Annotated in this window: 20 protein-coding genes; 17 read left to right on the top strand and 3 right to left on the bottom strand. The window is 50.4% G+C overall.

Annotation, left to right across the window (positions count from 1 at the left end; all coding sequences use genetic code 11):
* Window positions 1-240: 240 nt before the first annotated feature.
* The 6 genes from flhD to cheW all read left to right on the top strand — a co-directional run bounded on the left by flhD (window position 241) and on the right by cheW (window position 5,865).
* Window positions 241-588 (top strand): flagellar transcriptional regulator FlhD, encoded by a 348-nt coding sequence (gene flhD, locus LC084_RS08280; RefSeq protein WP_226570691.1) that lies wholly within the window; start codon window positions 241-243, stop codon window positions 586-588.
* Complete coding sequence (gene flhC / locus LC084_RS08275; protein WP_226571180.1) at window positions 585-1,169, top strand: flagellar transcriptional regulator FlhC; 585 nt, start codon at window positions 585-587, stop codon at window positions 1,167-1,169. Before flhD ends, flhC begins: the two co-directional genes overlap by 4 nt.
* Before the next feature lie 116 nt (window positions 1,170-1,285).
* Window positions 1,286-2,173: a flagellar motor stator protein MotA gene (gene motA / locus LC084_RS08270; RefSeq protein WP_226570690.1), complete on the top strand. Its 888-nt coding sequence runs from the start codon at window positions 1,286-1,288 to the stop codon at window positions 2,171-2,173.
* Complete coding sequence (motB, locus tag LC084_RS08265) at window positions 2,170-3,294, top strand: flagellar motor protein MotB (RefSeq protein ID WP_404808340.1); 1,125 nt, start codon at window positions 2,170-2,172, stop codon at window positions 3,292-3,294. The genes motA and motB overlap by 4 nt, the downstream gene beginning before the upstream one ends.
* Before the next feature lie 10 nt (window positions 3,295-3,304).
* Entirely contained in the window at window positions 3,305-5,332 is a 2,028-nt protein-coding gene (gene cheA, locus LC084_RS08260; protein ID WP_226571179.1) for a chemotaxis protein CheA, read from the top strand.
* Window positions 5,333-5,361: 29 nt separating this feature from the next.
* Complete coding sequence (gene cheW / locus LC084_RS08255; protein WP_226570689.1) at window positions 5,362-5,865, top strand: chemotaxis protein CheW; 504 nt, start codon at window positions 5,362-5,364, stop codon at window positions 5,863-5,865.
* A gap of 193 nt (window positions 5,866-6,058) precedes the next feature.
* Here cheW and LC084_RS08250 read toward each other — a convergent pair whose 3' ends face one another.
* Window positions 6,059-7,336 (bottom strand): dicarboxylate/amino acid:cation symporter, encoded by a 1,278-nt coding sequence (locus tag LC084_RS08250; RefSeq protein WP_226570688.1) that lies wholly within the window; start codon window positions 7,334-7,336, stop codon window positions 6,059-6,061.
* Window positions 7,337-7,661: 325 nt separating this feature from the next.
* On the opposite strand from LC084_RS08250, the gene LC084_RS08245 reads away from it, so the two are divergent.
* The 10 genes from LC084_RS08245 to bglB all read left to right on the top strand — a co-directional run bounded on the left by LC084_RS08245 (window position 7,662) and on the right by bglB (window position 19,208).
* Window positions 7,662-9,335 (top strand): methyl-accepting chemotaxis protein, encoded by a 1,674-nt coding sequence (locus LC084_RS08245; RefSeq protein WP_226570687.1) that lies wholly within the window; start codon window positions 7,662-7,664, stop codon window positions 9,333-9,335.
* Window positions 9,336-9,387: 52 nt separating this feature from the next.
* Window positions 9,388-10,989, top strand: coding sequence for a methyl-accepting chemotaxis protein (locus LC084_RS08240; RefSeq protein ID WP_226570686.1), 1,602 nt, complete (start codon window positions 9,388-9,390; stop codon window positions 10,987-10,989).
* Between the two features lie 20 nt (window positions 10,990-11,009).
* Window positions 11,010-11,876 (top strand): protein-glutamate O-methyltransferase CheR, encoded by an 867-nt coding sequence (cheR, locus tag LC084_RS08235; RefSeq protein WP_226570685.1) that lies wholly within the window; start codon window positions 11,010-11,012, stop codon window positions 11,874-11,876.
* Entirely contained in the window at window positions 11,873-12,925 is a 1,053-nt protein-coding gene (locus LC084_RS08230; RefSeq protein WP_226570684.1) for a protein-glutamate methylesterase/protein-glutamine glutaminase, read from the top strand. Before cheR ends, LC084_RS08230 begins: the two co-directional genes overlap by 4 nt.
* An 18-nt stretch (window positions 12,926-12,943) precedes the next feature.
* Window positions 12,944-13,333, top strand: a complete 390-nt coding sequence (gene cheY / locus LC084_RS08225) for a chemotaxis response regulator CheY (RefSeq protein ID WP_064594221.1) — start codon at window positions 12,944-12,946, stop codon at window positions 13,331-13,333.
* Window positions 13,334-13,340: 7 nt separating this feature from the next.
* Complete coding sequence (gene cheZ / locus LC084_RS08220) at window positions 13,341-13,973, top strand: protein phosphatase CheZ (protein WP_226570683.1); 633 nt, start codon at window positions 13,341-13,343, stop codon at window positions 13,971-13,973.
* 219 nt (window positions 13,974-14,192) lie between these two features.
* Window positions 14,193-15,344: a flagellar biosynthesis protein FlhB gene (gene flhB / locus LC084_RS08215; protein ID WP_226570682.1), complete on the top strand. Its 1,152-nt coding sequence runs from the start codon at window positions 14,193-14,195 to the stop codon at window positions 15,342-15,344.
* The gene (flhA, locus tag LC084_RS08210; RefSeq protein ID WP_226570681.1) at window positions 15,337-17,415 is read left to right on the top strand and encodes a flagellar biosynthesis protein FlhA; all 2,079 of its coding nucleotides are present in this window, start codon (window positions 15,337-15,339) and stop codon (window positions 17,413-17,415) included. Before flhB ends, flhA begins: the two co-directional genes overlap by 8 nt.
* Window positions 17,415-17,816 (top strand): flagellar protein FlhE, encoded by a 402-nt coding sequence (flhE, locus tag LC084_RS08205; RefSeq protein ID WP_226570680.1) that lies wholly within the window; start codon window positions 17,415-17,417, stop codon window positions 17,814-17,816. The genes flhA and flhE overlap by 1 nt, the downstream gene beginning before the upstream one ends.
* Window positions 17,817-18,068: 252 nt before the next feature.
* Window positions 18,069-19,208, top strand: coding sequence for a beta-galactosidase BglB (gene bglB, locus LC084_RS08200; RefSeq protein WP_226570679.1), 1,140 nt, complete (start codon window positions 18,069-18,071; stop codon window positions 19,206-19,208).
* 112 nt (window positions 19,209-19,320) lie between these two features.
* On the opposite strand, the gene argS is transcribed toward bglB, so the two are convergent.
* Window positions 19,321-21,051: an arginine--tRNA ligase gene (argS, locus tag LC084_RS08195; RefSeq protein ID WP_226570678.1), complete on the bottom strand. Its 1,731-nt coding sequence runs from the start codon at window positions 21,049-21,051 to the stop codon at window positions 19,321-19,323.
* 220 nt (window positions 21,052-21,271) lie between these two features.
* Here argS and LC084_RS08190 point away from each other — a divergent pair, with 220 nt between their 5' ends.
* Window positions 21,272-21,847, top strand: coding sequence for a VOC family protein (locus tag LC084_RS08190; protein WP_226570677.1), 576 nt, complete (start codon window positions 21,272-21,274; stop codon window positions 21,845-21,847).
* Here the strand turns inward: LC084_RS08190 and LC084_RS08185 are convergent.
* Window positions 21,834-22,973 carry a MalY/PatB family protein gene (locus tag LC084_RS08185; RefSeq protein ID WP_226570676.1) on the bottom strand — a complete coding sequence of 380 codons (1,140 nt, stop codon included), beginning with the start codon at window positions 22,971-22,973 and terminating at the stop codon, window positions 21,834-21,836. The two genes, LC084_RS08190 and LC084_RS08185, sit on opposite strands and share 14 nt — an antisense overlap.
* Between the last annotated feature and the right edge of the window lie 54 nt (window positions 22,974-23,027).

Below are 23,027 nucleotides of genomic sequence, written 5' to 3'. Positions count from 1 at the left end.
TGGCGAGTACAGTTTCCTTGGATTAGGAAAATTCTTAGTTCTTTTCGGAGCGAACTGAGATGGCTGAACCGCAATCTGCAAGGCAGGTGTTTCAAACCTGGGAATGCGGTGTCAGAACCTGATTCAATAAATGCATTTTAGCCTTTTATATTTTTTTTATTTTTCCGGGGTTTACCCGGCGACATCACGGGGTGCGGATTTACCGCATAACATAATAATTGGTTATTCGGGATGGGAAAAATGCATACATCCGAGTTGCTGAAACATATCTACGATATCAACTTATCCTATCTGCTGCTTGCTCAGCGTTTGATAGCCCAGGACAAAGCCTCTGCAATGTTCCGTCTCGGTGTAACCGAGGAAATGGCCCAGACACTGGGAGAGCTGACATTACCGCAAATGGTCAAACTGGCTGAAACCAACCAGGTTGTGTGCCAGTTCCGCTTCAGCGATCACAACACAATTACGCGTCTTACCCAGGACTCACGTGTGGATGACTTACAACAAGTCCATACGGGGATTTTGCTTTCGAGCCGTTTACTGAGTGAGGCCTCCGGTGAAGACGGAGCCCGTAAAAAAAGGGCCTGATTATGGGTGATAAAAGTATTGTCCAGGAAGCGCGTGAAATTCAGTTGGCTATGGAGCTTATTACGCTCGGCGCGCGCCTTCAAATGCTGGAAAGTGAAACGAGCCTGAGCCGGGGCCGCCTTATCAAGTTGTACAAAGAGTTGCGTGGTAGCCCCCCTCCCAAAGGGATGCTTCCTTTCTCCACCGACTGGTTTATGACCTGGGAGCAAAACATTCATGCGTCTATGTTTTGTAACGCATGGCAGTATTTGCTGAAAACGGGATTATGCAACGGTGTGGATGCAGTGATTAAGGCTTATCGTTTGTACCTGGAGCAATGTCCTCAGGATGACAATGGCCCATTACTTGCATTAACCCGAGCGTGGACTTTAGTTCGGTTTGTTGAAAGCGGTATGCTGGAGCTATCCCATTGTAATTGCTGCAAAGGTAAGTTTATTACCCATGCGCATCAGCCAGTGGGCAGCTTTGTGTGCAGCCTTTGCCAACCGCCTTCCAGAGCAGTAAAAAGGCGTAAACTTTCTGAAAATGCTGCCGATATTATTCCACAACTGCTGGATGAACAGATCGGACAGGCTGTGTAGCGGAACAGGCTCATAAATCCAGCAGCGGACACGAAAGTGCCGCTGCTTTTTTTTACCCTGAATACAGAGCAACCTACTGTTATCCTTGACTTTTAACACAGCGGAAAGGTGATGTCGTGCTAATTATACTCGGTTATATTGTTGTGCTTGCAACCGTCTTTGGGGGATACGCCATGACGGGTGGGCACCTCGGCGCACTGTACCAGCCCTCTGAGTTTATCATCATCGGTGGGGCGGGGGTCGGCGCATTCATTGTCGGCAACAACGGCAAAGCAATTAAAGGCACTCTAAAGGCACTGCCGCTCCTGTTCAGTCGTTCTAAATACACCAAAAGCATGTATATGGATTTGCTGGCACTGTTGTACCGGCTGATGGCGAAATCGCGCCAGCAAGGCATGTTTTCGCTGGAGCGCGATATTGAAAGCCCTAAAGAGAGCGAAATTTTTGCCAGTTATCCGCGGATTCTCGCCGATCACGTCATGTTAGATTTCATTGTCGATTACCTCCGGCTGATTATCAGCGGCAACATGAATACCTTTGAAATTGAAGCATTGATGGATGAGGAAATCGAAACGCATGAGCAAGAAAGCGAAGTTCCGGCAGGCAGTATTGCTGCAATGGGCGACTCTTTCCCAGCGTTTGGTATCGTCGCAGCGGTCATGGGGGTGGTGCATGCTCTGGCCTCAGCTGACCGGCCTGCAGCGGAACTTGGGGCTTTGATAGCTCACGCAATGGTAGGTACGTTTCTTGGGATTTTGCTGGCATATGGATTTATCTCGCCACTAGCGAGTGTGTTGCGCCAGCGCAGTGCGGAAACAACAAAAATGCTGCAATGCGTAAAAGTGACATTGTTATCCAGCCTCAATGGCTACGCGCCGCCTATTGCGGTGGAATTTGGGCGTAAAACACTCTATTCCACTGAGCGGCCATCCTTTGTTGAACTGGATGAACATATGCGTGCAGTGCGTTCACCTAACCAACAAAAAGCGACTGAAGACGCATGAAGCATGATAAGCATCCCATTGTTATCGTTAAAAAACGAAAACATAAAGGTCATGAAGGTTCTCACGGCTCCTGGAAGATTGCTTACGCCGACTTCATGACCGCCATGATGGCATTTTTTCTGGTTATGTGGCTGATATCAATATCCAGCCCTAAAGAACTAACACAAATTGCCGAATATTTTAGAACACCACTGGCACAGGCAATTACGGGCGGTCAACGTATTGCTGACAGCTCCAGCCCAATTCCGGGCGGTGGTGATGACATCACCCAAAAACAGGGTGAAGTAAAAAAAGAACCAAACATCGACGAACTGAAAAAGAAGATGGAACGCAGCCGTCTTTTGAAACTGAAAGGCGATTTGGACCAGCTGATTGATGCTGACCCAAAACTGAAGGCGATGCGCCCACATCTGAAGATTGACCTCGTGCAGGAAGGATTACGAATTCAGATTATCGACAGCCAGAACCGGCCGATGTTTAAACGGGGTAGTGCAGAAGTGGAGCCTTACATGCGTGACATTCTACGTGGCATTGCTCCAATTCTGAATTCAATCCCGAACAAAATCAGTATTTCCGGGCACACCGATGATATTCCGTATGCTCAGGGTGAACGGGGATACAGTAACTGGGAGCTTTCTGCCGACCGCGCCAATGCATCACGGCGTGAATTGGTTGTAGGGGGTCTGGACGAAGGTAAGGTTTTACGTGTGGTGGGGATGGCCGCAACAATGCGTTTGCCTGGCAGTACCGCGGGGGATGCAATGAATCGTCGAATCAGCCTGTTAGTTCTTAATAAGCAGACTGAACAGTCGATTCTTCATGAGAACGCTGAGAGCCAGAGTGCGCCAGTAAGTGTTCTGAAAGAGCAGGAAACGCCGCCACAGGAACAGGCAACGCCAGAGGCTGGCCCGGCATCGCAAAATGCTGCGCCAACAACACCGGGTGAAGCAACACCTGTAACGCCACCAGGCATGCAGGGGAACACTTCGCCACAAGGAGCGGCAACGCAACCTGTGGCTTCGGGGCAAGCCCCGATACCGGCAGAGGCTCCGGCGCCAACTGGCCCAACAACAGCGGTTCCTGCAGCGAACTCAATACCACCACAATCAGGTACGAGGTGATAGCGTGAGTATGGATATCAGCGATTTTTATCAAACATTCTTCGATGAAGCCGATGAGTTACTGGCGGATATGGAGCAGCATTTATTGGGGTTGTCGCCGGAGGAACCAGATTCCGAACAACTCAATGCCATATTCAGGGCAGCGCATTCTATTAAAGGGGGGGCGGGAACATTTGGCTTCAAAATCCTGCAGGAAACGACCCACTTAATGGAAAACCTGCTGGACGACGCGAGACGTGGAGAGATGCAACTCTCCACCGATATCATCAACCTGTTTTTGGAAACCAAAGATATTATGCAGGAACAGCTTGACGCTTATAAAAGTTCTCAGGAGCCTGATGCCGCTGCGTTCGAATATATCTGCCAGGCATTACGCCAGTTAGCGCTGGAAGCCAAAGGTCAGTCAGCTCCAGCCGTGAGCCAGGCCGAACCCGCTTCTGAGCCGCAGAGTGAGAGTGCGCCAGCCGCACACACTAAACCTGCAGGCCTTCACATTGTTCTGAGTAAACTGAAAGAAAAAGAACATGAGTTGTTGCTTGAAGAGCTGGGCAATCTGGGAACGGTAGTTCACAGTGAACAGCAAGGTGATGTCCTGAATGTGGTTCTTGATACTACGGCCAGTGAAGATGACATCGTCGCCGTGCTCTGTTTTGTCATTGATACAGACCAGATTAAAGTGGAAGCTTCTTCTGGCTCAGATACAGCCGATGTACAAGACACTGCTGTGTCGGAGCCGGCACCAGCACCAGCACCTGCTGCGCCAGTTGCTAAACCGGTAGAAGCGCCGAAAGCCCCGGCAGCTCGCGCACCGGCAAAAGCGGATTCTGGTGCAAAACCTGCCGCACGCGGTGAGAACAGCAGTATTCGTGTGGCGGTAGAAAAAGTGGACCAGCTCATCAACCTTGTGGGTGAACTGGTTATCACACAATCAATGTTGGCGCAGCGCTCGAACGAACTTGATCCCGTTATTCATGGTGATTTGATAACCAGCATGAGCCAGTTACAACGTAATGCGCGCGACTTGCAGGAATCAGTCATGTCCATCCGTATGATGCCGATGGAATATGTGTTTAGCCGCTTCCCACGTCTGGTTCGTGACTTGGCGGGCAAGCTTGGTAAGCAAGTGGAGCTGACACTTTCTGGTAGCTCTACTGAGCTCGATAAGAGCCTGATTGAACGTATTATCGACCCATTAACGCACCTGGTGCGTAACAGTCTTGACCACGGTATTGAGTCACCGGACAAACGCGTGGCTGCCGGGAAACCAGTAATGGGTAACTTGCTGTTATCTGCTGAACATCAGGGAGGCAATATCTGCATTGAAGTCACTGATGATGGCGCGGGTCTTAACCGTGAACGTATCCTGGCTAAGGCCGCTTCTTCCGGATTACCTGTTAACGATAATATGAGTGATGAAGAAGTGGGCATGCTTATCTTTGCCCCCGGATTCTCCACTGCTGAGCAGGTCACTGATGTGTCTGGGCGTGGTGTGGGGATGGACGTAGTGAAACGGAATATCCAGGAAATGGGTGGTCATGTTGAGATTGCGTCAAAACAGGGTTCAGGCACAACAATTCGCATTTTGCTGCCACTGACACTGGCTATTCTCGATGGTATGTCCGTTAAGGTGAGTGGTGAGGTCTTTATTCTGCCGCTGAATGCGGTGATGGAGTCCCTCCAGCCGAGAGAAGAAGACCTTTACCCACTTGCCGGTGGTGAGCGGGTACTGGAAGTACGTGGTGAATATTTACCGCTGGTTGAATTGTGGAAAATTTTTGAAGTTAATGGCGCAAAAATGGAAGCAACAGAAGGCATTGTTGTCATCCTGCAAAGTGGTGGTCGCCGTTATGCCTTGTTGGTAGATCAACTGATTGGTCAGCACCAGGTTGTGGTGAAAAACCTTGAAAGTAATTACCGTAAGGTTCCTGGAATTTCCGCAGCCACAATTCTTGGCGATGGCAGCGTAGCGTTGATTGTCGATGTATCAGCGCTGCAAGGTTTAAACCGTGAACAACGTGTGGCGCAAACTGCCGCCTGATTTCCACTGGCTTAGAGAAAGGTACCAACATGGCCGAAATTAATAATGTCACAAACCTGGATGGCGAACCTTCGGGGCAGGAATTCCTGGTCTTCACTTTAGGTGATGAAGAGTACGGCATTGATATTCTGAAGGTGCAGGAAATCCGTGGTTATGACCAGGTGACCCGTATCGCGAATACACCACCGTTCATTAAAGGGGTAACCAACCTGCGCGGTGTGATTGTCCCTATCGTTGACCTGAGGATTAAATTTGCCAAATCCGACGTTGTTTACAACGAAAACACCGTTGTTATTGTTCTGACACTGGGGCAACGCGTGGTAGGTATTGTGGTGGATGGTGTTTCTGATGTGCTGTCACTGACATCAGACCAAATTCGCCCGGCACCTGAATTCGCGGTGACTTTATCAACCGAATATCTCACCGGGCTGGGCGCAGTAGGCGAGCGTATGCTGATTCTGGTGAATATCGAAAAACTGCTTAACAGCGAAGAAATGGCGCTGCTGGATAACGCTGCCGCGCGGGTTGCCTGATAACGCCCTGAGTAAGGTTGTCCATAAAGCCCTCCGCGCTTAAAGCCCGGGGGGTTTTTATTTATAACTGCATAGGTTCAACGTTCTGGTTGCAGATTTCAGGGCGCTGATGTGTGGTGCAGGTAAAGCAAGATTCTGTGTAACACTAACCGTTAAGGGCCGCAATGCGGCCCTGTGTCATAAGGTTTTGTTATCAGGCTTCAACCTGTGTTTCCTGTTCGACGGGTGTACTGGCAGGCACTGCATCCAGCTCACCTTCGTTTTTAGAAAGCATTGCAGTCGCAATCCCATTCCCTAATACGTTGATGGCGGAGCGCCCCATATCAAGGAAATGATCAATCCCCATTAACAGCAAAATACCGGCGACCGGAATATTAAAGCTGGGGATAGTTGCCGCCAGTACAACCAGCGCAGAACGGGGTACACCGGCAATCCCTTTTGAGGCCAGCATCAGGGTTAGCATCAGAACCACAATTTCTGAAAAAGAGAGGTGAATATTATAGGCCTGAGCAATAAACATAGATGCGAACGAGCAGTACACCATAGAACCGACGAGGTTAAATGAATAACCAATAGGCAGAACAAATGAAGCGATGCTGCGTGAGCAACCAAAGCGAGTCAGTACATCAAGGGTTTTGGGATAGGCTGCTTCGGAACTGCTGGTGGTGAAAGCGACCAGAACCGGGTCTTTCAGCATACTCAGAAGTGTAAAGGTGGATTTTTTCAGCACCATATAACCGACGCTTAGTAACACCAGGCAAGTCAGCAAAATAGCAACATAATACCCGCCAATAAAAGATGCATAGTTCAGCAGGATGCCAAGGCCCTGAGTGGCTACCACACTGGAAATAGCAGCAAAAATAGCCAGAGGGGCAACCAGCATTACATAGCCGGTGACTTTCAGCATGATGTGCGAAACCACATCCAGCGCGGCAACCAGAGGTGCATTAAATTTCTCTCCCAATGATGCCCCGGCAATACCAAAAAACATCGAGAACACAACAATTTGTAGGATCTCGTTATGGGACATGGCATCGGCAATACTGGTAGGAATGGAGTGAGCTATAAAGTTTTTCAGGCTCATGCCACTGACTGCAAGGCCTGTTTCTACTGAGCCGGCAGGTACCGTCAGGTTAAGGCCACGGCCAGGATGTTCCAGTGTGACTACGAGCAACCCGACAAGAATGGATAACACGGAAGAGGAGATAAACCACACCATTGCTTTGCTGCCCACCCGGCTGATGGTTGAGGTTTCCCCCATACGCATAATGCCAACGGTCAGTGTGCTGAACACCAGTGGTGCGATCACCATTTTTATCAAGCGCAGAAAAATATCGGTGAACAGAGTGATATTAGTTGCCCAGGCGGTGATGCTGTCTTTTGAAGCGTATTCATGAACTGCCGCACCACACAGAATGCCCGCAATCATAAACAGGACAATATACATTGTCAGTTTGTTACTACTTGCCACGAAATTAACCCCATCATAATTAACAATAATACAACATGCTGATATCTTGGTGTTTTTATAATCAATCATGCTGCTTCAGTGATATAACTTGAAGTATAAGGCTTACTTATACAACAAATTTTTACGTTTTGTTCTTTTTGTAAGCGTGAGGGAGAAAATTCTCGATATGGCTGGCTTTGGGCCGGGCGTTCTCCAGGCTAAGAAAAGTTCACAAAGCCCTTTTTCGCACAAATGGATAGCGCATTTTTCCCTGTTCCCTAACGTAAAGTTCCCGTCGCCATTGCCGATAACTCCCTTAACAAGAATGTAAAAGGGTATGTGTTTTATGTTTAACCGGATGCGTATTGTCACTTTGCTGATGGCTGTTCTGGGCGTATTTGCCTGTTTGCAGTTCATCTCCGGTGGCTTTTTCTTTTCTGCTTTAAAAAATAACCAGGATGATTTTGCAACTTATCGGGCATTACGCCAGCAGCAATCTGAACTCAACCAGGCATGGGTGTTGATGCTACAAACGCGCATCAACCTGAGCCGTTCGTCTGCGCGCATGATGATGGACCCCAATAACCAACAAAGCGGTGCGAAAAACGCGTTGCTGGAAAGTGCCAGGCAGTCGCTAACCCAAGTGGAGGCGCACTACGCAGCATTTAAAAATGTGGGCAGTATCGCACCCGATGTGGATGACGCGGTTGCGGGCGTGGATAAGACATATCACCAGTACCATCAGGCGCTGGCCGAATTGGTGGATGATTTACAAAATGGACATATGGAAGCCTATTTTGCCCAACCCACCCAGGGATTCCAGAATGCGATGGAAAAAGCATTTCGCCACTATATTGATGAGAATGACCGCTTGTATCAGAGCGCATGGGAGCAGGGGCAGTCGAACTACTTCTTCGCAAAATGGCAAATGGTCGCTCTGGCAGTGTTGTTGGTTGCAGTCACTGTAATGGTGTGGTTAGGCATGCGCAGAATTTTGTTACAGCCGCTGAGCCGGGTAATTGAACATATTCGCGAAATTGCTCAGGGGAATCTGACTACACAAATCATTGTGGATGGGCGTAATGAGATAACGCAGCTGGCCGATACTGTACGGCATATGCAAACGGAACTGATTGGTACGGTAACCACAGTACGCCAGGGGTCTGATGCTATTCATGCTGGCACCTCTGAAATTGCTGCCGGAAACACTGATTTGTCTTCCCGCACAGAACAGCAGGCTTCAGCACTTGAACAGACAGCTGCAAGTATGGAAGAGCTGACTGCAACAGTAAAACAGAACGCCGAAAATGCGCGCCAGGCATCTCATCTGGCCCTCAATGCGTCAGAAACTGCGCAAAAGGGCGGCAAGGTAGTGGCAAGCGTGGTTTCTACCATGCAGGACATTTCAACCAGCTCACGCAAGATTGCTGATATTACCGGCGTGATTGATGGTATTGCGTTCCAGACAAATATTCTGGCGTTGAATGCGGCAGTTGAAGCCGCGCGGGCAGGTGAGCAGGGCCGTGGTTTTGCAGTGGTTGCCGGTGAGGTTCGTAACCTGGCGCAACGTAGTGCTCAGGCGGCTAAAGAAATTAAGTCCCTGATTGATGATTCCGTTTCCCGTGTTGATACCGGCTCGGTATTGGTTGAAAGCGCAGGTGAAACTATGGGCGAAATTGTCAGCGCAGTAACCCGTGTAACCGACATTATGGGTGAAATAGCCTCGGCATCGGATGAGCAAAGCCGTGGTATCGATCAGGTTGCTCTCGCTGTATCTGAGATGGACCGGGTGACGCAACAGAATGCGTCACTGGTGCAGGAATCGGCTGCGGCTGCAGGTGCGCTTGAAGAACAAGCGAGTGTGTTGGCCCAGGCGGTTGCGGCATTTCGCCTTGCAGCCACAACACTCACGAATAAAAGTGTGGCCAGCACGTCGGCAGCAGTCGCCAGCACGGCAGCGGCATTATTACCACAAAAGCAAGAACATAACGTCAGCAATGAAAACTGGGAAACTTTTTGATTGATTAATTAGCGTTTAATACCGGCGCTTTTCGCCGGATAAGGGAGAGTGAATGTTAAGTAATATTCGTATATCGACCACGTTTTTTTTGATTTTGATTCTCTGTGGCGTGTTGCAGATTGGTAGTAATGGTTTGTCATTTTGGGCGTTTCGTGGGGATTACCAGAATTTTACTACGGTTGAAAATAACAACCGGCAGCGCGACTCCCTTGCGCAAACCCGGTCAGCATTACTGCAGGCCAGTTCAGAGTTAGGTAAAGCAGGCACGCTGACGGCGTTGAGTTACCCGCCGGAAGATATAAAAGGCTTGATGGTGTCAGCTCGGGAGCAATTAAAAAAAGCTGACACCGTATTTGCCAGATTTCTGGCTGTTAAGTCCACAGGCGATATAGCCAGTCTGACAAAGCAGACTAAAACGAGCTATATCACATGGCGTGATGCGCTGGCGCACCAGGCTACCTGGCTTGAGAACAACCAGTTGTCGGATTTTTTGACTGCACCGGTCACAGATGCCCAGGGGGCATTTGATAAACAATTTATGGCCTGGCAGCAGGAGATTAACAAAAATCTTTCAGCTACTCAGGCCGCAGGATTAAAGAGTTATCACTTGTCTGCATTGGTGTTTGGTGTGGTGACTTTGTTAGCGGTGTTGTTGGTTGTCGGTGCTTTGTACTGGTTACGCAGCCAGTTAGTGTCACCGCTGATTGTGTTACGAGGGCATTTCGATGCCATCGCCAACGGCAAGTTGTGTGAGGACATTTCGACTTCGAGCCGAAACGAGATTGGGCAGATTTTTTATAGCCTGGATGCAATGAGGAAAGCGTTGCGCATAACCATGAACCAGGTGGTTTCCGGTAGCCGGGACATGCGCGGTGCTATTGAGAATATGGCGGCAGGGAATAATGATTTGTCGTCCCGTACCGAGCAACAAGCTTCTGCGCTGGCTCAAACGGCCGCGAGCATGGAACAACTGACAGCGACGGTTGGGCAAAACGCTGACAATGCCCGGCAGGCTTCCGGGTTGGCGAATAAGGCAGCAGAAACCGCTCGCCTTGGTGGTGGCCAGGCAACGCATGTTGCCCAAACGATGCAGGATATTGCCGAAAGCTCTCAGAAGATAGGTGATATCACCAGTGTGATTGACGGCATTGCATTTCAGACCAACATTTTGGCATTAAATGCCGCAGTTGAAGCAGCAAGAGCGGGTGAGCAAGGTCGAGGCTTCGCGGTTGTGGCGGGTGAAGTTCGTAACCTGGCACAACGCAGTGCTCAGGCTGCAAAAGAGATTAAGCTTTTAATAGAAGAATCAGTGGCGCGAGTACAGTACGGCTCCACTTTGGTGGATACAGCAGCAGGCACTATGACTGATATTGTTCACTCGGTTCAACAGGTGAACGACATCATGGGGGAAATCGCTTCTGCATCCGATGAACAACGGCGTGGTATTGAACAGGTGGCGCAGGCAGTCACCGAAATGGATAACGTGACACAGCAAAACGCCGCGTTAGTGCAGAGTTCCGCAATGTTGACCCGCAGTCTTGGCCAGCAGGCGGAAAATCTGGATACGCTGATGGCTGTGTTCCAACTGGCGGATGCAGAACCGGAGCAACCGTCAGGAACCTTAGCACTTACTGTGGTGCCGGTTTCACCCTGATAATAATAGAAGAAGGCCCTATGACCTCACCTGTGCCGAAGGGGCAACCATCGCCCTTGATACAGATGGCTCAACGCTTGACGTTGTCAGATGCGCATTTTCGTCGTATATGCCAGCTTATTTATCAGCGGGCAGGTATCGTGCTGGCAGAGCACAAACGTGACATGGTTTATAACCGCCTTGTGCGGCGTCTGCGTGATCTGGGGCTTGACGACTTCGGTCGGTATCTGGGGATGCTTGAGGCGGATCAGAATACCTCCGAATGGCAGGCGTTTATTAACTCGCTCACCACGAACCTGACGGCCTTTTTCCGTGAAGGGCACCACTTCCCGATACTGACGGACCATGCCAAGAAGCGTACTGGTGAATACCGGATTTGGTGTGCTGCCGCATCAACAGGTGAAGAACCTTATTCCATTGCCATTACGCTGGCGGACGCACTGGGCCAGACCCCTGGCCGCTGGAAAGTGTTTGCCAGTGATATAGATACCGAAGTGCTGCAAAAAGCGCGTAAAGGAATCTACCGGCTGGATGAGCTTAAGACATTATCGCCACAGCAGTTACAGCGCTATTTCATGCGTGGTACCGGGCCACACCAGGGGCTGGTCCGGGTGCGCCAGGAACTGGCGAATTACATTGAGTTTAATGTTGTGAACCTGCTGGATAAGCAATACCAGGTTCCGGGTCCATTTGATGCCATATTCTGCCGTAATGTGATGATTTATTTTGATAAAAATACACAGCAGGAGATCCTGGGGCGTTTTGTACCACTGTTAAAACCACAGGGACTGTTGTTTGCCGGACATTCTGAGAACTTTAGTAACATCAGCCGTGAGTTCTGGCTGCGTGGTCAGACTGTATATGGGCTAAGTAAGGATAAAATATGACGAAAATCAAAGTACTGTCAGTAGATGATTCTGCGCTGATGCGCCAAATCATGACAGAGATAATCAACCGTCATAGCGATATGGAAATGGTTGCCACAGCCCCCGATCCTCTGGTTGCCCGGGACCTGATAAAGAAATTCGACCCGGATGTGTTGACGCTGGACGTGGAAATGCCGCGAATGGACGGCCTTGATTTTCTGGAAAAGTTAATGCGGTTACGGCCAATGCCAGTGGTGATGGTTTCATCTCTGACCAGCCGTGGATCTGAAGTAACCCTGCGTGCGCTAGAACTGGGTGCCGTGGATTTTGTCACGAAGCCTCAGTTGGGGATTCGTGAAGGTATGTTGGCATACAGCGAAATGATTGCCGACAAAATTCGCACTGCGGCGCGGGCAAAACTGACTGCACGTTCGTCTGCTGCAACACCGCCGGCCGCTCTGAAATCTGGGCCGTTACTCAGTTCAGAAAAATTGCTGGTGATTGGTGCATCAACAGGTGGTACAGAGGCTATTCGTCATGTGTTGCAACCATTGCCATTAACCAGCCCGGCAATATTAATTACGCAGCATATGCCACCGGGATTTACCCGTTCATTTGCTGAACGCCTTAATAAAATTTGCCAGATTAGTGTTAAAGAGGCTGAAGACGGTGAACGTGTGCTACCGGGACATGCTTATATTGCTCCGGGTGATAAACATATGGAACTTGCCCGAAGTGGTGCTAACTACCAAATTCGACTTCATGACGGCCCGCCTGTGAACCGTCATCGCCCGGCAGTGGATGTCTTGTTCCACTCCGTAGCGAAATTTGCTGGACGTAATGCTGTGGGAGTTATCCTGACAGGCATGGGAAATGATGGTGCGGCAGGGATGCTGGCAATGAACCAGGCCGGAGCCTGGACCATTGCACAAAATGAAGCAAGTTGTGTGGTGTTCGGCATGCCGCGTGAGGCCATCAATATGGGTGGTGTCAGCGAAGTGGTCGATTTAAGCCAAATCAGCCAGCAGATGCTGGCAAAAATCAGTGCCGGACAGGCAATACGCATTTAATTGAGGAGTTCAGAGTTTATGGCCGATAAAGATCTTAAATTTCTTGTCGTGGATGACTTTTCCACCATGCGTCGAATTGTGCGCAACTTGCTGAAAGAGCTTGGCTTTAACAACGTTGAAGAAGCTGAAGACGGCGTAGATGCACTGAATAAACTGCAGACGGGGGGCTTTGGCTTTGTTATCTCCGACTGGAATATGCCAAATATGGATGGACTGGAGTTGCTGAAAACTATCCGTGCTGATGCGGGGATGGCAAACATGCCCGTATTGATGGTAACGGCAGAAGCGAAAAAGGAAAATATTATTGCTGCGGCCCAGGCAGGGGCAAGTGGTTACGTTGTGAAGCCATTTACAGCGGCCACACTGGAAGAAAAACTGAGCAAGATCTTCGAAAAACTGGGTATGTAAGGAGGAGATGATGACATCTTCAAATGACCAACAAGCATCGGACATCATCTCCCGGATAGGCAGCCTGACACGTATGTTGCGTGACAGCCTGCGAGAACTGGGGCTGGATCAAGCCATTGCAGAGGCTGCAGAAGCTATTCCTGATGCACGTGACCGCCTCGACTATGTTGTCACCATGACGGCTCAGGCAGCAGAACGCGCATTAAACTGTGTTGAAGCGTCGCAGCCCCATCAAATGCAGATGGAGTCTGACGCCAAAGATTTGACCAAACGCTGGGATGAGTGGTTCGAAAATCCTATTGAACTGGGTGATGCGAAAGAGCTGGTTACCGATACCCGTAAGTTTTTGGCTGATGTGCCTGAGCATACCGGGTTCACCAATGCGCAATTACTTGAAATCATGATGGCCCAGGACTTCCAGGACCTAACGGGGCAGGTGATTAAGCGCATGATGGATGTGGTGCAGGAGATTGAACGCCAGTTACTGATGGTATTGCTGGAAAACATGCCAGAACCTGCTGCCCGTCAGAAGCGTGAAAATGAGGGTTTGCTCAATGGGCCACAAATGGATGCAACAGCAGCCGGTGTGGTCGCCAGCCAGGACCAGGTGGACGATTTGCTGGACAGCCTTGGTTTTTAACAGACCGGTCTCTCTGGTAACAGGGAGACTTTCTGGCCACACTAGCCCGGCCTGCGCCGGGCATTATTTCCCTGCCCACCTGCTGAGTATAAGCTTGCAACAGTGAATCCACATGCCTGAATCGTCAAAACAAACCCTATTTTAACGCGCTACTTACAGGATTAGCTGCGCGTGCCTCTGTCATGATGCAATGGTCATTATGTTCATAGAGGTTTCCCTGTGGCTGAAGATAGCGACCAGGAAAAAACAGAGGCCCCCACACCCCACCGACTCCAGAAAGCGCGCGAAGAGGGGCAAATTCCCCGTTCCCGTGAACTGACCTCGGTGCTGATGGTGCTTGCCGGTATAAGTATCATCTGGCTTGGCGGTGTGCCTTTGGCGCATCAGTTGGCTGGAATGCTTTCTGACGGGCTGCGCTTTGACCACCGTATGATTAATGACCCGGCAGCATTGGTGCGCCAGGTTGGGCGGCTTTTGGAAACGGCAATGTGGGCAATTCTGCCGTTGATTGGTGGCCTGATTGTGGTGGCAATTGCTGCACCCATGTTCCTCGGTGGGCTGGTCTTTAGTGGCAAATCTCTCGAGTTTAAATTGAACAAGCTCAACCCGATAAGCGGTTTTGGGCGAATGTTTTCGATGCAGGCGCTGTCAGAACTGACGAAAGCGATGCTAAAAGTGAGTTGTGTTGCCATCGTCACTGGGGCTTACCTGTGGCACAACTGGCCGGATATGCTCCACTTAATCAGCGAATCACCCGTTAATGCAATGGCGACCGCCTTGAATATGGTCGCAACCTGTTGCTTGTTGGTTATTCTCGGGCTGATCCCTATGGTTGGATTCGATATTTTCTTCCAACTGTACAGCTACTTCAAAAAGTTACGAATGACCCGCCAGGATATCCGGGATGAATTTAAACAGCAGGAAGGCGACCCGCATGTTAAAAACCGCATTCGCCAGCAACAGCGGGCGATGGCCCGGCGTCGCATGATGGCGGATGTACCAAAAGCCGACGTTATCGTCACTAACCCGACTCACTACTCTGTCGCTCTACAATATAACGAAGCAACGATGAGTGCGCCCAGGGTGCTGGCTAAAGGTGCGGGGCTGGTTGCATTGCGTATTCGTGAAATTGGCGCAGAAAACCGTATTCCGGTGCTGGAAGCACCACCACTGGCACGTGCGTTGTATCGCCATGCCGAAATAGGGCAACAAATTCCAGGCCAACTCTATGCCGCAGTGGCAGAAGTGCTGGCCTGGGTATGGCAGCTTCGCCGCTGGCGTTTGGCTGGTGGTGTCGCGCCGAAAAAACCTGATAACCTCCCTGTGCCAGCGTCACTGGACTTTTTGAACGAGAACGACACTGATGGCTAATTTGGTCGCAATGCTGCGTCTGCCAGCAAATATGAAAGCCGGGCAATGGCAAGTCCTCGCCGGACCAGTCCTTATCATGCTGATTTTGTCCATGATGGTACTGCCGTTACCTGCGTTTGTACTGGATTTACTGTTTACTTTTAATATTGCGCTGTCTGTGATGGTGTTGCTGGTAGCCATGTTTACCCAGCGGACACTGGAATTCGCCGCATTTCCCACCATTTTGCTCTTCACCACATTGTTGCGCCTGGCGCTGAACGTGGCATCAACCCGTATCATTTTGATGGAAGGGCACACCGGCGCGGCGGCGGCAGGTAAAGTCGTTGAAGCATTCGGGCACTTCCTGGTTGGCGGTAACTTCGCGATTGGCATCGTTGTGTTCATCATCCTGGTTATCATCAACTTCATGGTTATAACCAAAGGTGCGGGACGTATTGCGGAAGTGGGTGCACGCTTTGTTCTGGACGGTATGCCGGGTAAACAAATGGCGATTGATGCTGACCTTAATGCCGGGTTAATTGGTGAGGATGAAGCTAAACGCCGCCGTTCTGAAGTCACTCAGGAAGCTGATTTTTACGGTTCAATGGATGGTGCCAGTAAATTTGTGCGCGGTGATGCGGTTGCTGGCCTGCTTATCATGGCTATCAACATTATTGGTGGGTTGTTAGTTGGGGTTGTTCAGCACGGCATGCCGGTTGGCAATGCAGCTGAAAGTTATACGTTGCTGACCATTGGTGATGGCCTGGTCGCACAGATCCCTTCACTGGTTATTTCTACTGCCGCGGGTGTTATTGTTACCCGTGTAAGTACCGAACAAGATGTTGGCGAACAGATGGTAACTCAACTGTTCGCCAACCCGCGTGTGATGTTGTTGTGTGCCGGGGTCCTTGGGTTGCTGGGGATGGTTCCTGGGATGCCTAACTTTGTATTCCTGTTATTTACCGTAGCATTACTCACGCTGGCCTGGTGGATGCGCGGACGCCAAATGGCTGAACCCCAGGCACCACAGCCTGTTGTTATCCCAGAAAACCCCCAGGCGGTGGAAGCCTCCTGGCGTGATGTGCAACTGGAAGATACTCTGGGGATGGAAGTGGGATACCGCCTGATTCCCATGGTAGATTCGCAGCAGGATGGTGAATTGCTGGGGCGTATTCGTAGTATCCGTAAGAAATTCGCCCAAGAAATCGGCTTTTTACCACCGGTAGTACATATCCGGGATAACATGGATCTCCCTCCGGCCCGTTATCGTATTTTGTTGAAAGGTGTCGAAATTGGCAATGGCGATGCTTATCCGGGGCGCTGGCTGGCGATTAACCCTGGTACCGCCGCGGGGAATTTACCTGGAGAGAAAACGATTGACCCGGCTTTTGGCCTGGAAGCTGTCTGGATTGAAAGCGCACTCAAAGAGCAGGCGCAAATTCAGGGCTTCACTGTAGTCGAAGCCAGCACTGTCGTTGCTACGCACCTGAATCACTTGATAAACCTCTACGCAACAGAGCTGTTTGGTCGCCAGGAAGCCCAACAACTGCTGGACCGGGTTAACCAGGAGATGCCGAAGCTGACAGAAGACCTGGTGCCGGGGGTTGTCACGCTGACAACGTTGCACAAAGTATTGCAAAACCTGCTGGCGGAAAAAGTCCCCATTCGCGATATGCGCACTATCCTGGAAACGCTGGCCGAGCATGCACCTATCCAAACTGACCCTGCAGAGCTGACAACAGTATTGCGTGTCGCATTAGGCCGGGCGATTACTCAACAGTGGTTCCCAGGTACCGGTGAAGTGAATGTAATTGGCCTTGATGCCGGGCTTGAACGGTTGTTACTCCAGGCACTGCAAGGTGGCGGGGGCCTGGAGCCGGGGCTGGCTGACAGATTACTCGAGCAATCCAGTGAAGCTCTGCAACGCCAGGAAATGCTTGGCGCACCCCCGGTATTGCTGGTGAACCATGCTTTACGGCCATTGCTGGCGCGTTTTCTGCGCCGCAGCTTACCAGACCTGGTTGTGCTGTCCAACCTGGAGCTGTCAGATAACCGCCAGATTCGTATGACTGCAACTATTGGTGGCAAATAATGTCTGTGCGTCATGCTGTTATCGCACTGGTGTGTTTCCCGCTGCTGGTTCAGGCGGCGGGAGAAGGCAGTTGGCAGGCGGAGGCGACGGGGGCGGCATTAAGCCACCGGGGTGTTGTCGCTTCGTCAAAACCCTTACTGCCACCGCAAAAAGTCAGCGGTATTATCACGCAGGTTTATTGGCGCTATAGTCTGTTTTCAATCCCACCGGACCGGCTGGAAGTTAAGCTGTGTACACAGACCCAATGCGTTATTGTTGACGGCCAGCAAGGTGTTACGCGCGCTTTCGCGGGTCAGCCCGCAAATCAACCTTTTCATTTTGTTTGGGGTGTTTATGGCCGGGGTGTTCTTTACCCGGTTATGCGTGTTCGTGCTAACCAGGTGATAGTCAACTACCGCTGATTCTCCATTATCTTCGCTGTTTATTGTGGCTACATCTCATTTATAACATTTCGGTTTGAATAAAAAGAAACGCAATTTTATAAAAACAGTGATGGAGGTGACGCCACTCTTTCCCTCATTGTCATGGGATTAACTTTGCTGGCAAAAAACGCAAGGTAGGGACGGGGTTTATTCGGTAGCGTTACCTTCAGTAACCGGGTGCCGGTTTTCCCGGCACAGGTTGATATGGAATTCACACATCTGAGGTCGTTTATGAAAGTCTACCCTGTAAAACACAGCCCCTTATTACGCCAGCCGGAGCGGTTTATTGACCGTGCTGAATTGTGCAAGATTATCAACAAAGTGACAGATAACCTGGTCAATATCCGCGATGAGAGTGGTGAGTTTTTATTGCGGCTTGATGATGGGCGTGTGATTGATACGAAAGGGTGGGCAGGGTGGGAATGGACCCACGGCGTAGGCTTGTATGGCATATGGCAGTATTACCAACAGACGGGTGATACCCGGATGCGCGATATTATCGATACCTGGTTTGCTGACCGTTTCCGTGAAGGCGCGACAACCAAGAACGTCAATACGATGTCACCGTTTCTCACACTTGCATTACGCTACGAAGAAACTGGTGACAGCCGGTTATTACCCTGGTTGGAAACATGGGGAGAATGGGCGATGCATGAAATGCCCAGAACTCAGCAAGGCGGCATGCAACATATTACTTTGGCAGAAGAAAATCATCAGCAAATGTGGGACGACACACTGATGATGACGGTACTGCCATTAGCGAAGATTGGCCAGTTGCTCGGCAAGCCTGAATGGGTGAATGAGGCGGTTTACCAGTTTATGGTCCATACCCAGTATTTACAGGATAAAACTACCGGCTTGTGGTTTCATGGCTGGAGTTTTGAAGGTAATCATAATTTTGCCCAGGCCAGGTGGGCACGTGGCAATAGCTGGCTGACGATTGTCATTCCAGATTTCCTTGAATTGCTCGATTTACCAGAGCATGACCCGGTTCGCCGCTGGCTTATTCAGGTGCTGGAAAGCCAGGTAAGTGCACTGGCTTGTTGCCAGCATGAATCCGGTTTATGGCACACATTATTGGATGACCCTGACTCGTATCTGGAGGCCTCAGCATCGGCAGGATTTGCATATGGCATTTTAAAAGGTGTGCGTAAACGTTATTTGAGCACAGAATACTTGCCAGTTGCCGAGCGTGCGGTTAAAGCAATTGTCGAAAATATTTCGCCAGAAGGTGAATTGTTACAGGTTTCATTTGGTACCGGGATGGGCAGTAACCTGGATTTTTACCGTGAAATTCCCCTTACTTCGATGCCTTATGGCCAGGCCATGGCAATTTTGTGCCTGACTGAGTATCTTCGGCGTTATTTTTAATATCGGGAAGATAACGGCGTAAACAGGTAGCAATATAGCCAGCGGTTTTATAAACAATGAGCGGGGCAAAAAAGCCCCGCTCATTGTTTTAGCCTGCGAGAACGTGCAGGTGTTACATACGTTCAACTGTCTCAATGCCCAGAGTATCCAGGCCAATTTTGAGAACTTTGGCTGTCAGATGTGCCAGTTTCAACCGGCTGTCACGTACTGGTTGCTCTGCGCTAAGAATCGGGCAGTGCTCATAAAATGCTGAGAACAACCCGGCGACATCATACAAGTAGGCGCACATAACATGTGGTGTACCGTCGCGCACGACAACGGAAAGCGTTTCTTCAAGCTGTAACAGGCGTGCTGCCAGCGCGGATTCACGTTCGTTACCAATAACAACCGGTGAGGCAATAGACTGCTCATCGATACCGGCTTTACGGAAGACCGAAAGCACACGAGTGTAAGCATACTGCATATAAGGTGCGGTATTGCCTTCAAACGCGAGCATGTTGTCCCAGTCAAAAACGTAATCTGTAGTGCGGTTTTTTGACAGGTCAGCATATTTTACCGCGCCAATCCCCACAGCATTTGCCAGGGCGTTCAGCTCATCGGCTGACATGTCCGGGTTTTTCTCGCTGACCAGTTTACGGGCGCGCTCCAGTGCTTCATCCAGCAGGTCCGCCAGTTTTACCGTACCACCGGCACGGGTTTTAAATGGTTTACCATCTTTGCCCAGCATCATCCCGAACATATGGTGTTCCAGAGGCACCGATTCCGGTACATAACCGGCTTTGCGTACAATAGTCCATGCTTGCATCAGATGCTGGTGTTGGCGGGAATCGATGTAGTAGAGCACGCGGTCAGCATGCAGTGTTTCATAGCGGTATTTGGCACAAGCAATGTCTGTGGTGGTGTACAGATAGCCGCCATCTTTCTTCTGAATGATAACGCCCATCGGTTCGCCTTCCTTGTTCTTGAACTCATCAAGGAACACAACAGTGGCGCCTTCACTTTCAACAGCAAGGCCTTTGGCTTTCAGATCAGCGACAATACCCGGCAGCATGGCGTTGTACAGGCTTTCACCCATCACGTCGTCACGGGTTAATGTTACATTCAGGCGGTCATAGGTGATTTGGTTCTGGGTCATTGTGATATCGACCAGCTTGCGCCACATCGCCCGGCAGTATTCATCTCCGCCTTGTAATTTAACAACATAGCCACGCGCACGTTCAGCGAAGGCTTCATCTTCGTCATAATGTTTTTTGGCTTCGCGGTAGAACCCTTCCAGATCTGCCAGCGCCATATCACCCGCGTTTTCTTGCTGCTGTTTTTCCAGAAATGCAATCAGCATCCCGAACTGGGTACCCCAATCGCCAACGTGGTTGGCACGAATAACTTTGTGCCCAAGGAAGCTCAGAGTGCGAGCGGCTGCATCACCGATAATGGTTGAACGCAGGTGACCCACGTGCATTTCTTTAGCCACGTTAGGCGCAGAATAGTCGATGACGATGGTTTCCGGCGTTTCAATGGCACTGACACCCGCACGTTCAGAGATGACAGCCTGCTCAACCTGCGACGCCAGAAATGCTGGGTCCAGAAATATATTAATAAAGCCCGGCCCGGCAATTTCAACTTTGCTGGCAATTCCGGTTAAATCCAGGTTTTCGATCACTTTCTCAGCTAACTGGCGGGGCGGCATTCCCAGTTTTTTGGCCTGAGCCATTACACCGTTTGCCTGATAATCACCGAACTGAACTTTGGCTGACTGGCGAACCTGCGGTTCACAATCTGTGCTTGCGCCTGCTGCGATCAGTGCCTGACTGACTTTATCTGAAAGAAGTGCCTGAATATTCACCTGAATACCTTTTTAAGCTGTGCTATTCCCTGAAAGGAAGCGTGTACATACAGAAATAAGGGCGCGATTATACTGCATTTGTCGGAATGCGTCAGTAAGCTGGCAGCCATTACATGGTGTGACGGCCGGGGGTTGCATTGTTCGTATAAAAATACGCCTCTGTGGCGTTGGCGCATGCAGAGGAAATCGGTAGAGTAGCGTTTTTTTACAGGAGTGGGCGATGAGCGACTGGCAGAGCATTAAAGAACTTGCAGATATTAAAGACGATTTACCGCGTTTTGAACAGCGGCTGGCTCAGCTGGCGGGTACGTTAGGCCTGTCTCTTGGTAACCTGGAGGCAGACCATATCTCTCTGCGCTGCCATCAGAATACAACAGCTGAGCGCTGGAAAACGGGGTTTTTGTGTTGCGGGGAATTGATTTCGGAAAAGCTGATTAATGGGCGGCCAGTCTGCCTGTTTCGCTTGAAGCAACCCGTAGAAGCGGGAGGCTGGTCTTTCACATTAATTGAATTGCCGTGGCCTGGTGAGAAACGTTACCCCCACGAAGGCTGGGAACATATTGAAATTGTGCTTCCCGGCGACCCGGCAACATTAAATGCCCGGGCGGTGGCGCTGCTGTCGGACTCAGGGCTGGCAATGCCGGGTATCAGCATTAAAACCAGCTCCCCCAAAGGTGATGGCGAGCGCTTGCCTAACCCCACGCTCGCTGTCACCGATGGCACAGTGACCATTAAGTTTCACCCCTGGCCACTGGATGCCATCATTAATAGTGAACAGGGTACTACAACGCGCTAATCGCATGTTGCAGGCGCAGAATGGCTTCGCTCAGGGTTTGCCTGGTGCAGCCAAAATTAATGCGCACAAATCGGCTGTCACCAAAATCACGCCCCGGTGAAAAACCTAACCCTGCGTCCAGGAAAAATTTTGCTGGGTTATCAACAGGTAACCCGGAACAGTCTACCCAGGCGAGGTAGGTGCCTTCAGGTGGAATAACTGATAAGCCGGGAAGGGCGTTTATGGCAGAGCAAAGTTTGTCCCGGTTCTCACGCAGAACTTGCAACTGCGCCTCCAGCCACGGTCCCCCATCACGCAGTGCTGCTTCCGCAGCGGTAACGGCCAAAATATCCACATCCGGTACAATACCTGCCCGAGTGGCAACAAATCGTTGGCGTAATACCGGGTTGGCGATAATAGCGAAAGAAGCGCCCAGCCCGGCGATGTTCCAGGTTTTGGACGGTGCCATCAATGTGATTGTGCGCTGTGCAGCATCATCGCTCAGGCTGGCGAATGGGATATGGCGTACTTGCTCGTCCAACAACAAATCGCAATGAATCTCGTCAGAGCAAACAATTAAGTTATTGCGTTGTGCAAAGGCGAGTTGTTCAAGCAATTCGTCACGGCGATAGACTGTTCCTCCGGGGTTCTGTGGGTTGCATAGCATCAGTAAACGCTCATTACCCAGTAGTTGTGGCTCAATTTCTGAAAGGTTCATCACCCAACGGTTATTTTGCAGGTATAACGGTGCATTTAGCTGAGTATGGCCCGCTAAACGTGCCGCTTTGCGAAACGGTGGGTAGATTGGATCTGGCGCAATAGTCCCTTGGTCCGGGCCACAATAAGCGCGCACGGCAAGATTCAGCCCAGTAGCGACACCGGGTATAAATACCAGCCACTCGGGTTCAATATGCCAGTCGTAACGGTTAGCCAGCCAGTTGACAACGGCCTCTGCAAGACCATCTGGATGTTTTCCGTACCCAAACACACCTTGTGCAACACGAGCCTGAAGTGCCTCAATTACACAAGGAGGGGAGCGAAAATCGGTATCCGCTACCCACATTGGCAGTACAGATGGCGGCCAGTGGTTCCATTTAACGCTGTCGCTGTGATAGCGGTTGGTATGTTCATCGAAATTGAATGTCATGATTGCCCTGCTTGGAAAGATAAATCAGACTAATGTCGAAACGGACACCTACCA

It is taken from the genome of Mangrovibacter yixingensis (assembly GCF_020523985.1).
Lineage (GTDB): Bacteria > Pseudomonadota > Gammaproteobacteria > Enterobacterales > Enterobacteriaceae > Mangrovibacter > Mangrovibacter yixingensis.
Note: the sequence above shows the minus strand (reverse complement) of the source record. Positions and strands in the feature narration are given on the sequence as shown.